Annotated in this window: 9 protein-coding genes, 1 tRNA gene and 1 pseudogene; 4 read left to right on the top strand and 7 right to left on the bottom strand. The window is 62.2% G+C overall.

What is annotated here, in order from left to right; translation table 11 throughout:
- The 3 genes from EN884_RS08265 to EN884_RS08255 form a co-directional block, all read left to right on the top strand.
- Positions 1 to 1,576, top strand: a 1,576-nt coding sequence (locus tag EN884_RS08265; protein WP_348632983.1) for a glycosyl hydrolase family 65 protein, incomplete at its 5' end; no start/stop codon positions are given.
- Between the two features lie 512 nt (positions 1,577 to 2,088).
- Entirely contained in the window at positions 2,089 to 3,870 is a 1,782-nt protein-coding gene (locus tag EN884_RS08260) for a glucan ABC transporter ATP-binding protein/ permease (RefSeq protein WP_013532297.1), read from the top strand.
- 107 nt (positions 3,871 to 3,977) lie between these two features.
- A complete protein-coding gene (locus EN884_RS08255; protein ID WP_027162453.1) occupies positions 3,978 to 4,754 on the top strand; it encodes a heme ABC transporter permease in 777 nt (258 codons plus the stop codon).
- 21 nt (positions 4,755 to 4,775) lie between these two features.
- Here EN884_RS08255 and EN884_RS08250 read toward each other — a convergent pair.
- Positions 4,776 to 5,791 (bottom strand): annotated as a pseudogene (locus tag EN884_RS08250) (D-TA family PLP-dependent enzyme).
- Positions 5,792 to 5,982: 191 nt separating this feature from the next.
- On the opposite strand from EN884_RS08250, the gene EN884_RS08245 reads away from it, so the two are divergent.
- On the top strand, positions 5,983 to 6,669 hold the full coding sequence (locus tag EN884_RS08245; RefSeq protein WP_063170203.1) for a D-lyxose/D-mannose family sugar isomerase: 687 nt from the start codon (positions 5,983 to 5,985) through the stop codon (positions 6,667 to 6,669).
- 86 nt (positions 6,670 to 6,755) lie between these two features.
- Here EN884_RS08245 and EN884_RS08240 read toward each other — a convergent pair whose 3' ends face one another.
- The 6 genes from EN884_RS08240 to EN884_RS08210 form a co-directional block, all read right to left on the bottom strand.
- Positions 6,756 to 7,904: a L,D-transpeptidase gene (locus tag EN884_RS08240; RefSeq protein ID WP_342030134.1), complete on the bottom strand. Its 1,149-nt coding sequence runs from the start codon at positions 7,902 to 7,904 to the stop codon at positions 6,756 to 6,758.
- Positions 7,905 to 8,337: 433 nt separating this feature from the next.
- Positions 8,338 to 9,783 (bottom strand): hypothetical protein, encoded by a 1,446-nt coding sequence (locus EN884_RS08230; protein ID WP_244514292.1) that lies wholly within the window; start codon positions 9,781 to 9,783, stop codon positions 8,338 to 8,340.
- Positions 9,784 to 9,919: 136 nt separating this feature from the next.
- Positions 9,920 to 10,552 carry a hypothetical protein gene (locus EN884_RS08225; protein WP_128360524.1) on the bottom strand — a complete coding sequence of 211 codons (633 nt, stop codon included), beginning with the start codon at positions 10,550 to 10,552 and terminating at the stop codon, positions 9,920 to 9,922.
- 263 nt (positions 10,553 to 10,815) lie between these two features.
- On the bottom strand, positions 10,816 to 11,172 hold the full coding sequence (locus EN884_RS08220; protein ID WP_024505762.1) for a hypothetical protein: 357 nt from the start codon (positions 11,170 to 11,172) through the stop codon (positions 10,816 to 10,818).
- 151 nt (positions 11,173 to 11,323) lie between these two features.
- Positions 11,324 to 11,397, bottom strand: a tRNA-Gln gene (locus EN884_RS08215).
- 187 nt (positions 11,398 to 11,584) lie between these two features.
- The gene (locus EN884_RS08210) at positions 11,585 to 12,517 is read right to left on the bottom strand and encodes a lysylphosphatidylglycerol synthase domain-containing protein (RefSeq protein ID WP_063167748.1); all 933 of its coding nucleotides are present in this window, start codon (positions 12,515 to 12,517) and stop codon (positions 11,585 to 11,587) included.
- Positions 12,518 to 12,752 lie beyond the last annotated feature (235 nt).

Genomic DNA, 12,752 nt, shown 5'->3' with positions numbered 1-12,752 from the left:
GGTGCAGGAGCATCGGGCCAAGGACTTCGACCAGCGATTGGCCGACAATGAGCGCGAATGGCGCGGCTTCCTCGACACCATCCAGGTCGAGACGCCCGACAAGGCGCTCGACGCCATGGTCAACCACTGGCTTCCCTATCAAAGCCTGGCCTGCCGCATCCGCGCCCGCTCGGCCTTTTATCAGGCCAGCGGCGCCTTCGGCTTCCGCGACCAGTTGCAGGATACGCTGGCGCTGCTGGCACATGACCCGCAGCTGGCGCGCGACCAGATCCTCAACGCGGCGCGGCGGCAGTTCCCCGAAGGCGACGTGCAGCACTGGTGGCTGCCGCGCACGGGTGCTGGCGTACGCACGTTGATCTCCGACGACGTGGTCTGGCTTGCCCACGCTACGGCGCGCTATTTGCTGGTCACCGGCGATGCCTCCATCCTCAAGGAGCAATTGGCCTTCATCGATGGACAGCCGCTGGGCGAGGGCGAGCACGATGCCTTCTTCACCCCGGAAATCTCGAAGAAGACAGCGACGCTCTACGACCATTGCGCGCGTGCGCTCGATCTCGCCATCAAGCGCAGCAGCCCCGCGGGCCTGCCGCTGATCCTCGGCGGCGACTGGAACGACGGCATGAACCGCGTCGGCGAGCACGGCAAGGGCGAGAGCGTCTGGCTCGGCTGGTTCCTGCTGAAGACGCTGGGCGATTTCGCGCCCGTCGCCAAGACCGAGGGTGATGCCAAGCGAGCACAGGCCTGGGCAAAGCATGCCGATGTTCTGAAGCGGGCGCTTGAGAGCACCGCATGGGACGGCGAATGGTACCGGCGCGGCAGTTTCGACGACGGCACGCCTTTGGGGTCTCGCAACTCGCAGGAGTGCAAGATCGACTCGATCGCCCAGTCCTGGAGCGTGCTTTCGGGAGAGGGCGACCCGGCACGGTCGACCACCGCCATGGAGCAAGCAACGAAGCTGCTCGTCGACGACAAGCTGAAGATCGTCAAGCTGTTCACGCCGCCATTCTCGAAGACGGAAAAGGACCCCGGTTACATCAAGAGCTATCCGCCTGGCGTGCGCGAGAATGGCGGCCAGTACACCCACGCCGCCACATGGTTCGTCATCGCGCTTGCCGAGATGGGGCAGGTCGACGAGGCTTATCGTTGTTTCTCGATGCTGAATCCCGTCAACCACGCGACCGACGAGGCCACGGCCGAGCACTATCGAGTCGAGCCCTATGTCGTGGCGGCCGACATCTATGCCGGGGACGACAATGCCGGCAACGGCAAGGGCGGCCGTGGCGGCTGGACCTGGTACACCGGCTCTGCCGGCTGGCTCTACAGGGCTGCGGTCGAAGGCATTCTGGGCATCGAACGGCGCGGCAAGCGTGTCCAGTTCAAGCCGAAGCTGCCAAGCCACTGGGATGGGTACTCGGCAAATCTCAAAATGCTGGGGGCGGAACTCAAGGTTCGTGTCATCCGCGACAATAAGGCCAAGGCCGTGTCGCTGGAGGTGAATGGGGCAAAGACCAAGGCTTCGGCAGTCGAGCTGAAGGACGGCGAAGTTGCCGAGGTTGTCGTCAGGATTCCGGCCTGAGGCCTGTTGCCCAAAAAGCATGCGCTCGGGGCTGAGGCCCCGACCGCGACTTTTGTCACGCCAGGCGGGATGAGAGGCCCCATCCCGCCTGGCGTTGCCGTCTGCCGTTGACGGGCATCCCGCCGAGAAGTCTATGAAATCAAAGGCTTGAGGCGTCCCATAGGAGTAGCCGCGAGCGGTGAGGGTTTGGCCACCCTTCGCCTGGAAGGGCATCCTGCAGCTTTGTTTTGCTTTATACTTCGCGAAAGGCGATTTCGGCCTCAGTCATCCGCCCGACATTGTTGCTGATTAAAATTATGGCAGCACGTGCCAACTGCCATGATTTCGCCGCATGCCTGACATTTTACCTGTCTTCTCAAACCGTTAGGTGATCACGGCAGATTTCGGAACGTCGCCATCTTTTGTTCGCTCTAAGGGAACTGAAGGGGTACACGGCCATTGTTTTGCGACGTATCAACCGGTACGAATAAAATGATGCAGTGCACAATAAACAGCGTGGCGGAGTAACTGGGGTGACCCTTCTGCAAATCTACTGGCGAGCTCTCGGTTATCTGGCCGCGGACAGGAAACGCGTTGCGTTGATCTGTTCGGCCAACGTGGCTCTCGCCATCGTAGCGCTTCTCGAGCCGATTATGTTCGGTCGCGTCATCGGCGCCATCTCCGAGCGTGGCTCTGTCTTCACCACCCTGGTCATGTGGGCCGGTCTCGGCGCCTTCAACATCGTTGCCTTCGTCATGGTGGCGCGCGGCGCTGACCGCTTTGCCCACGCGCGGCGCAGCGAAGTGCTTTGCGAGTCGTTCGAGCGCGTGATCACCATGCCGCTCGCCTGGCACCATCAGCACGGCACCTCCAATGCGCTGCACACGATGCTGCGTGCCGTCGAAACCCTGTTCAGCCTTTGGCTCGAATTCATGCGCCAGCATCTGTCCACGGCTGTCGCCCTCGTACTGCTGGTTCCGACCGCGATCAGCATGGACCTGCGCATGTCGCTGGTGCTGCTTGGCCTCGGGCTGCTCTATGTCGGCATCGGCCGGATGGTCATGCGCCGCACCAAGGCGGGCCAGGCTGCGGTCGAGCGCCACTACCACAAGGTGTTCGCGCATGTGACCGACTCGGTCAGCAACGTTGCGGTGCTGCAGAGCTACAATCGCCTCGGCCACGAGGCCGATACGCTGCGCCGCTACGTCAAGAACCTGCTCGACGCGCAGAACCCTGTGCTCGACTGGTGGGCGCTGGCCAATGCCTTGCACCGTCTGTCATCGGCAATCTCGATGCTGATCGTGTTGTCGATCGGCTCCTATCTCGTGACTCATGGTCAGTTGGGTGTCGGCGACGTCATTGCCTTCACCGGTTTTGCCACGATGCTGATCGCTCGCCTCGACCAGATGTCGGCTTTCGCCAACCAGATTTCCGAGGCCCGTGCCAAGCTCGAGGATTTCTACCATCTCGAGGACTCCGCGGCTGATTCCGCCGAGCCGGACGGCTTGCGCGATCTTTCCAACGTCACCGGCCATGTGCGCTTCGAGAATGTCGGCTTTGAATTCGCCAATTCCGGCCAAGGCATCGACGACGTGTCCTTCGAGGTGCAGGCGGGCCAGACCGTCGCCATCGTGGGCCCGACGGGTGCCGGCAAGACCACGCTCATCAACCTGCTGCAGCGTGTCTTCTCGCCGTCCCATGGCCGTATCCTGATCGACGGCATCGACACCCGCACCGTGACCCGCAAGTCGGTGCGCCATTCGATCGCCACGGTGTTCCAGGATGCCGGCCTGCTCAACCGCTCGATCGAGGACAACATCCGTGTCGGCCGCGCCGATGCAAGCAATGACGAGATCCATGCCGCCGCCAATGCGGCTGCCGCACAGGACTTCATCCTGTCCAAGAGCAATGGCTACGACACGGTGGTTGGCGAACGTGGCGGCCAGCTGTCGGGCGGCGAACGTCAGCGCATCGCCATTGCCCGTGCCGTGCTGAAGGACGCACCGATCCTGGTGCTCGACGAGGCGACCAGCGCGCTCGACGTCGAGACCGAGGACCGCGTCAAGGAAGCGATCGACGAACTGCGCCGCGACCGCACCACCTTCATCATCGCCCACCGCCTGACCACCGTTCGCGACGCCGATCTGGTCGTGTTCATGGACAAGGGCAGGGTGGTCGAGATGGGCGGCTTCACCGAGCTGTCGCTGCGCAATGGCCGCTTTGCCAGCCTGCTGCGCGCTGGCGGCCTGCTCAACGACGAGGAGGTCCGCCGCCTCAGCCGCACCGTGCTGCAACAGCAGGAAGCGGCCGCCTGATCAGGCACGTCTCTGCTTTCTCCCACAGGGGAGAAGGCAAAGCGCTGCAGCCCTGCGACACCACCGCTCGATTGCCCCGAACGCCGCGGCGGTTTATGTAGAACCGCATGAGCGACACGACTTCACGCCTGACAAGCTGGATGGATCTCGCCAACCCGACGCGCTTCGTCGGGCTGGCGGACAAGGTCGTGCCATGGCTGGCCACGATCGCCGCACTGATCCTCGCAGTCGGGCTCTATATGAGCTTTGCCGCGCCTGAGGATTTCCAGCAAGGCATCACCGTCCGCATCATGTACATCCACGTGCCTTTCGCCTGGCTGGCCATGATGTGCTACACGCTGATGGCGGTCTCGGCGCTCGGCACGCTCGTCTGGCGGCATCCGCTGGCCGATGTCGCGCTGAAATCAGCCGCACCCATCGGTGCGGTCTTCACCGCGCTGGCGCTGATCACCGGTTCGATCTGGGGCAAGCCGATGTGGGGCACCTGGTGGGTCTGGGATGCGCGGCTGACTTCGGTCTTCGTGCTGTTCCTGATGTATCTCGGCATCATCGCGCTGACCCGTGCGCTCGACGATGCCAGCCGCGCCGCCTGGGCCGCCGCCATCATCACGCTGGTCGGCTTCATCAACATCCCGATCATCAAATTCTCGGTCGACTGGTGGAACACGCTGCATCAGCCGGCCTCGGTGTTCCGCATGGGCGGCTCCACCATCGACCCCAGCCTGCTGTGGCCGCTTCTGGTGATGGCGCTCGGCTTCACCGTGCTGTTCTTCGCGCTGCACCTGATGGCGATGCGCACCGAAATCCGCCGTCGCCGGGTGATTGCCATGCGCAGGGTCGCGGCACGGCAGGCGGAGCGCTCTCCCCCTTCTCCCCTTGTGTGAGAAGGCAAGACGCTTCTTAGTTCACCCCATCCTTCCGCGCGCCGCCACAGGCAGCGTTTCCAGCACTTTGTCGCCGTCGATCAGATTGACCTCGTTGAACAAGTTTGTGACGACGCAGCAATGGTCGGGCACCACACGCACGCGCTCGCCGATGCGCAATTTGCCGTCACCCGCGCTCCCGGCACGCCGGGCAACTCGCCGAAATCGGCGAGACCCAGCGTGTCGCTGGACAGCGCCTTGCTGCCGGCATCGAGGATAACGCGCGTCGCGGTGGGATGGCTGACCACCGTCGACAGCACCGTCAGCGCGCAATCGTCGAGCGTGCCGACGCCTTTGGCGACCTGATAGCGGTCGAGATAGATGTAGGTGCCTGGACGATACTCCGTGACAACAGATGTATCGCTGGAGCGCCACATATCCGGCGTGCCGCCGCTGGAGATGCGTTCGCAGGCGAGGCCCGATGCGGCCAGCGCCTGCTTGGCGTCGGCGAGCCAGGCTTCGGCCTCCGCTGCCTTCCCGGCGGCCGGGTAGGTCATCAGTCCTCCGAAGGCGAGGCCACCGGTTCTGTCGATCTGTCTTGCCAGCGCAACCGCTTCATCGGCCGACTGCACGCCGCAGCGTCCCATGCCGGTGTCGCATTCGACCAGCACCGGTAGACGATGACCGGCATCGGTGAAGGTGGTTGCCAGCCCTTCGAGCGTCTCCATGCTGTCCGCTGTCACCGACAGGGTGACGCGCCCGTGCAGCGCCAGAAGCCGCTCCAGCTTGGCGCGCCCAAGGATGTTGTAGGGAAGAAAAATATCGGCCAGCCCGGCATCGGCCATCACCTCGGCCTCGCCGATCTTCTGGCAGGTGATGCCGACGGCGCCGGCCGCCACCTGCTTCTTCGCCCAATAGGGCAATTTGTGCGTCTTGATATGCGGCCTGAGCTTCAGCCCGTTCTTGTCGGCATGCGCCTGGGCGCGGGCAATGTTGGCTTCGGCGCGCGCGGCGTCGATGAGAATCGACGGCGTATCGAGGTCGTGGACGGTCGGCATCATCTTTCACCCCATGAGGAATCCGCGGGTTTTATGGCCCTGAAAATCCGCGATGTCACGCGGCCAGCGAAGCGGATCTGTGGTCCATGCGCCTAAGCGCAAGACCGGGCAGGGCGGCGAGATGGATCGACACCGCATCGACGTTCGGCTATGCGATTTGCCAGACAAATCGATACGAAGGGATCATGATCATGAAGCGCTCCGCCATCAACGACATCATCCGCGAAGCCGACGCTTTCATCCGCTCGTTCGGCTACATCATGCCGCCCTTCGCCTATTGGTCGCCGCAGGAGGCGAAGGCGCGCCAGGCCGACTCCGCGGCCGTGTTTACCTCGCGGCTCGGCTGGGACATCACCGATTACGGTCAGGAGAAGTTCAAGGAGCTCGGCCTGTTCCTGTTCACCGTTCGCAACGGCCGCTACGAGGACATGAAGAAGGGCATGGGCATGCTCTATGCCGAGAAAATCATGATCTCGCGCAAGGACCAGCTGTCGCCGATGCATCGCCACAACGTCAAGGCCGAGGACATCATCAACCGTGGCGGCGGCAAGCTGGTGCTGGAACTGTTCATGCATGACCGCGACGGCGGCATCGATCCCAAGGCCGAGGTTTCGGTGCCGGTCGACGGAACCATCCACAGGCTGCCTGCGGGCGGGCTCCTGAAGCTCGACCCGGGCCAAAGCGTCACGCTGCTGCCCGGCGTCTGGCATGCCTTTTGGGCCGAGGGCAAGGATGTGCTGATCGGCGAGGTCTCGACCGTCAACGACGATCTCACCGACAATGTGTTTCGCGAACCGATCGGCCGTTTTTCCAACATCGACGAAGACGTTGCCCCGATCCATCTGCTGGTGTCCGACTACGAGAAGTGGCTGGGGTAAAGGGCCGCTCCACGCCCTCGGCGACGCCAGTCACACGACCGTGTGACTAGTCGCACGGTCGAAAGTGGGTAGGCCGTATCGCCTACCTACTGCGATCCCTGTTCGACCGATCCTGCCGCTTCGTCCTTGAAGACGACCTTTGTGCCTTTTTGCACTTCGGAGGCGAGGTCTTCGGCATCCCAGTTGGTCAGCCTGATGCAACCATGCGAGAAGGTCTTTCCGATCTTGCCTGGGTCCGGAGTCCCGTGAATGCCGTAGCTATCGATGGACAAGTCGATCCAGACCGATCCCACCGGATTGTTTGGCCCGGCAGCGATCGTGAAGGGGCGCTTGCTCCTCACTCCCTTGAAGGCAAACTCGGGATCGTAATGATAGGCTGGGTGGTGCACCACGCGTTTGACCTCCGCCTGGCCACTCGGCGCGGGCTTCTCCTGACTTCCGATCGAGGCGGGGTACGTCGCAAGCACTTTGCCGGAAGGGTCAAGCACCCGAACCTGGCGAGCGCTCTTGTCGACCTCGACGCTCGCGATGTCTTGCGGCGGATCACCTCGGGTGACAGCTGGCACGAGCAGCTTTTGCCCCGCCCTCCTGAAGCCGATGCCGGGATTGAGCCGTTCAAGCAGTTGCTCGCTGATGTGGAAGCGCTCCGCCATCTTTTCCAGGGCATTGTGGTAGGCCAGCCTGGGCAGGCGGGCCATCCTCTCCATGCGCGCCGGAATTCGCCTGGTGAACGGCCCATGCACATCCTTGCGTGTCAAATCGTAGGTCTCAATCGCGGGGCGCGAGGAGGTCGCGACCAGCTTGTCCCATGTCTCGCGGGTGAGCTTGCCGTCGGCAGGCAATCCGTTGGCCGCTTGGAACGCACTGACTGCCCGGGTGAAGTTCTCTGCCTTGCGGCCATCGATCAGGCCTGGCGAGAAGCGTGCACGATCCAGGAGGATTTGCGCCTTCAGCACGGTCGCACTGACGCCTTTCGCTTCGCTGCCGTCAAATTGGGCGTTGTTGACGGCGGCCGCGTCCAGTTTTGCCGCCGCCGTTGCATCGCATGCGATGACGAGCATGGCGACCGCGACAAGAACGAGCCTGATCATGGAGGTCACACTCCCGTATGGGCACCTGCTTCTATGACGTCGCACGGCCGATCTGGTTCCATTTCCTGCAGTTGCGTCCGACTGCCGAGTGCCGTGCGCGCAGTGAACCCGGACCAGGAGCACCCGGCGGTGGCGCGGGTGCATTGTTGATAAGGGTCCGCCATCATCAAGATGAATGGCGACTCCCGTCAGCGCATGTGTTGGCTTCAGAACCGCAGAGACCGGAGCGACAACGGGCCAACGCCCGATTGAGTCCGTCTCCACAGGCTCGGTGACCGAGGAGAGCCAGGATGCAATTTCCTGCCCAGAAGAACAAAGGACCGGCTCAACCAGCCGAGGATGAGCGCCAGGCACGGCTTGAGAAAACAGCCAGGCTCAAGCAGCTTCGCTCCTATGCTTCCTGGCTTTCGTCTGACCCAAACGCCCAACTTCACGATGAGATAGACTGCTCCGTGCTGATCGAAGGCGTGGGACGACGCAGCATGGAGCCTTGGCTGATCGGCAGGTGACATACCCGGGCGGCGAGGTTTCCACCGCCAACGACGATCTGGCCGACAATTTGTTTGGCTAAAGCAGTTCACCGTTTCACGGAGACGGCGACCCGCTCTAACTCCTTGTTTTGACGCAATTCCGGACGGAAAACCGTTTCACACTTTTCCTGGAATTGCTCTAGCCGATCGGCCGCAACAGTGGCGACAGGCAGACTTCGCGTCAGTGACAGCAGCCTTGCTGCGCGCTCGTCCTGCACAGGCAGGGCGGCACCGACAGCCAGCGAAGCTTGCGCCGGGTTGCTGAGGAAGCGCCGCTCGGGCGCAATGCCTTTCAGATGCCGATGGAGCTCTTCGCGCTCACGTTCAGCCTCAGCGAAATGCTTGAGCGTCGCATGCGCCACACCCTTGGCGTAGCGCTGCATGGCCGCCGTCAGCACATAGAGGCCCGGCTCCTCGGTGATCGGTTCGTCGATGATCTCCTGCCAGCGGCCGAAGCGCACCTGCACATGCGATTTCATCGCATGGTAGCCTTCCACCGTCTGCGTGAGCTTTGGCCGGCCCTGGATGGCGACCACGTCGCGCGCGACCAGGCTGCGCACCCTGTCGGCGGCCCACAGTGCAGACTGGTGCTGGCCCGACAACATGCAGGTGAACATCATCAGATGCAGATCGTGGCAGCAGCCGAGCAAATAATAGGTCGGCTCGTCGGCATAGGCGAGATAGAGGTCGTTGGCGCGCACCGCCTTTTCGCTGGCGCGTTTTGCTTTCTCATACTCGCCGCACAGCACATAGATGTGCCCCGGCATGTGGTTCATATGCCCGGCATCGGGGCACATCTCGCCGAGCAGATCCGCTGACCGCATGCCGCGCTCCGGCATGGTGGACATTTCCAGGAGATGGATGTGCAGGTGGACGATCGCCGGATGTTGTGCTGCGCCGGCCTCATCGGCAAGCCGGATCGACCGCTCGCAGACGTCGAGCGCCTCGACGACATCGGAATTCGGCGCCGGCGCGCCGGTCTTGAGGTTCCACAGCCGCCGCACCGTGCGCATCATCAGTGCTTCGACCAGCAGTGCCATCACATCATGGTCATCGGGAAAGTCCCGATACACAAGCCGCATCGCGGCGGCATAGGCGTCATCCCAACGTTCGAATTCCTCCAGGCTCACCCGGTGTGGCTTCTGGAAGCGGGCGGCCAGCGCCTCGATCAGCCGCTTCTCGATCTCACTGGCGGAAGCCGCATTGGCCCTGGCCAGTTGGACATGCTCGAAGCAGCGTTTGGTCGCGCTGTCGGCCTCGGCCTCGCCATGCTCCTTCCAGGTCAGATTGTAGAAAGGTCCAGCGGCATAGGCGATGCCCCAGTGAACCATCGCGCAGTGAGGATCCGTCTCCAGCGCCTTCTCAAAACACTTGATGCCTTCCTCATGGTTGAAGCCGTAGCACCAGTTAAGGCCAATATCGAACCAACGCTGGGTTTCTGTCGAGCGAGTGGAGATGGGGCGGCGGTAGGTGCCGAGGTCGAAGCGGTCCATGTCGTCTCATTTCAATTCTGATTGCCAGCGAGCCAGCTCTGGTCAGACTCCTTCGCCATCAATGTGTGCCGAAACTGGCAGGCATGGCAAACGCAACGAGTGCCATCGCTGCTTGCATTGGAGACTATCGCCGCCCTTAGCCGGTCTCTTCGGGCACCGTTTCATTTTGCCAGCCGGCTAGCTCAGGCAGGTCGTCAAGCCAGCTTTTCTCGGTCATCAAGGCATCGCCGGCCTGCGGAGCAGCCTCGGTGGCGTTTTGAATGAGCCAGTCCATCCACTTCCGATAGGCAGCCGGGGTCAACTCGGGCGGCAGCACCTTGGCCTTGGCCAGCATGCGTTTGCGGAAACTCACCTGCCTGCGGAGTTTCGTCGTCGTGTATTTGATGGTCTTGCCTTGATATTCGACCGTCCAGCGCCCGTCGCCGTGGCTGGCGAGCCTGTCGATGGCGAAGCCGCTATCCACCGGCCTATCCCGCCAAGGAAGCTCGACGGCATTCTTCCTCAGATCGACTGCCCATCGCCTGTAGTTGGTCCCGGCACGCTGGGGCGGCAGCACCCCTGTCTGTTCGAGCATTTTCCTGCGGAAGGTCGGCTGCTTCTTAAGCTGGCCTGTCGTCAGCTCGATGCGATGCCCGCGGAATTCGACGTGCCAGCGGATCCTGCCATTGCCGAAATACTTGACCAGCCTGTCGATGACGAATTCGTCGTCGGAGAGCGTCACGCAGCCTTGGCTGATGCGTTCGAGAAGGAATCGGCTGTCACTGACCATTACGCGTTTGCTCCATGCTCCTCGATGTAGCAGAGGCCGGGTGCCGGGAGTGGAGCGCGACCGGAATCGGCCTCGGCTTCATCGAAGGAAATCACGCAGCCGAAGCGGCCTACAGGAAGGCAGGGTAAGTGACGACACGGCGCGCGATGCGGCGAACGCCGGAATAAATATGCCGGCTCGTTGGATCGACTGGTGTTGCGGCGGTGTCTTGAATTTCACGCTTGGCGCGTTCGACGGGGTCGCTGGTACAGCACTCCACTCGCTTAATCTGGTGCCATCTGGCAATTGGGGCCAATCCATTTATTTGCCGAAGTATCGAGTTCATTGTCCATGTCGGAGGCGCTGCATACAGGATACCGATCATCACCGCGCCGAGCCATACTTAAGGACTTATACCGGCGAAGGAGTGCATCGTGATCTTGGGGCTGTTGGCCTTGTCGCTGCGACGAAAGCTTCATCATGCAATTGGCAAAAGCATCCGTGCCTTGTTTAAAACCAAAGCCGGTACACTGCGCCTTGTCTTCCGCAGTCTGGGTTTGACTGGCATTCCCCTTGTCTGTCGTGCAGCCAACCAAGAAAGTAACGAACATCAGAAATCCGATGAAGACCAAAGCGCGCATTCCGTTCTTCCTTCGATAATTTCGATCCTTTGACGATCCTATAAATGTCACCCCGCCGCAACCCACCATAGCTGGAATCCCGTCAGGTGGTCGCCAGGGAGCATTTCACGATGATGAGCGTTGGTGATTGTTTTGATCGAGAGAAGAGGAGTGGCTGGGGAACCTGGATTCGAACCAGGACTAACGGAGTCAGAGTCCGTGGGTCTACCGTTAACCTATTCCCCAGCAGGCACGATCTTGAATATCACGATAAACGTGAAAACCGTGCGGGCCGAGCGGGCAAGCCGCTGTGAGCGCTGCCTTGTAGCCGCCAGCGGAAAATAGTCAAGCCTGCTCTGTGCGTCAATGGCACGTTTCGACAGGACGCCACACTGCAGATGCCGGCGCGCGGCGCCCAGTCCTATTCCACGCCTCAAGGCTCCGTCCGGCTGAACTGCGAGCGTTCGAAGAACAGCACGATGCCCAGGCCCAGAATCAGCGGGACGATCAGGTAGAACAGCCGGAACACCAGCAGCGCCGCCAGCACGCCGACCGGATCCATGTCCGACAGGCCGGCGAGGAACACCACCTCGAACACGCCGAGTCCGCCCGGCGCATGCGAGATCTGCGCGATCGAGAAGGAGACGAGGAAGACGCCCAGTATGACGAAGTAGCCGGGATTGTGGGCCGCGGGCAGGGCGAAGAAGATGATCGCGGCGGCGGCCAGCAGTTCGATCGGGCCGATCAGCAACTGCCGGGCGACGATCGGCAGCGCCGGATAATGCAGCTGAAAGCTGGCGATCTTCAGCGGGCGCAGATGCAGCCAGCTGCCGAAGATATAGGCGGCGACGAGCAGCAGCATCGCGATACCGGCCGCTTCGGACAGGCCATGATGGGCGATGCCGGAAAATCGGTCGAGTATCTCAGGCTCGAACACCAGAACGAGGCCCGAGGCCAAAATCGTCGACAGCACGAAGGTGATCCAGCAGACCGCCACCAGCACGCCGACATCCTGTCCGGTCAGGCCCCTGGTACCGTAGGCGCGGTAGCGGATGACGGCGCCCGAGAACACCGAACCGCCAATGTTGTGCGACAGCGCATAGGTGGTGAAGGAGCACAGCGTGACGAACAGCCACGACACGCGCTTGCCGATATGCAGAAGCGCGATGTGGTCGTAGCCGGCGAGCGAAGCATAGGCGATGATCGAACTCAGCGCGGCAAGAACCCAGCCGCGGGTCGGAATGGCAGCGATGCCGTCCCAGACATCGTCGAGCGAAATGCCGCGCAGTTCGTGCCAGAGCAGCAGCAGCGAGAAGATCACCGCCGCGATGCCGACGACCGGCCAGAAATAGCGTCTCCAGTTCATTGCCTGACTGCCATGCGTTGCGGGGTCCGCTTCCTTTCGTGGCTGGTGGGAGGCCGGCTGCGCCGGATTCTTCCGCTCATTTCAGAAATGCCTCATCGAAGCCGGCTATTCAACCGCGAACCCTTGTCGCAGCGGCGGCCGGCAAGATTTGTCCGTGGGGCGCCCGAAAGAGATGCCGGCAGGCGTTGCGCCGGCAACTGCGGCGTGCGGATTCATCACGCGGCCGCGCCGGAAC

It is taken from the genome of Mesorhizobium sp. M7A.F.Ca.AU.001.01.1.1, assembly GCF_004022735.1.
Classification (GTDB): Bacteria; Pseudomonadota; Alphaproteobacteria; order Rhizobiales; family Rhizobiaceae; genus Mesorhizobium; species Mesorhizobium ciceri.
The sequence above is the reverse complement of the archived record's forward strand: the minus strand, read 5'-3'. Positions and strand labels throughout refer to the sequence as shown.

Bases quoted from the DNA above. Each gene is read 5' to 3' on its own strand.
- EN884_RS08225 (WP_128360524.1), bottom strand. From the start codon at position 10,552: ATGGTCAGTGACAGCCGATTCCTTCTCGAACGCATCAGCCAAGGCTGC.
- EN884_RS08240 (WP_342030134.1), bottom strand. From the start codon at position 7,904: ATGCACCCGCGCCACCGCCGGGTGCTCCTGGTCCGGGTTCACTGCGCG.
- EN884_RS08255 (WP_027162453.1), top strand. From the start codon at position 3,978: ATGAGCGACACGACTTCACGCCTGACAAGCTGGATGGATCTCGCCAAC.
- EN884_RS08230 (WP_244514292.1), bottom strand. From the start codon at position 9,783: ATGGACCGCTTCGACCTCGGCACCTACCGCCGCCCCATCTCCACTCGC.
- EN884_RS08210 (WP_063167748.1), bottom strand. From the start codon at position 12,517: ATGAACTGGAGACGCTATTTCTGGCCGGTCGTCGGCATCGCGGCGGTG.
- EN884_RS08220 (WP_024505762.1), bottom strand. From the start codon at position 11,172: ATGCGCGCTTTGGTCTTCATCGGATTTCTGATGTTCGTTACTTTCTTG.
- EN884_RS08245 (WP_063170203.1), top strand. From the start codon at position 5,983: ATGAAGCGCTCCGCCATCAACGACATCATCCGCGAAGCCGACGCTTTC.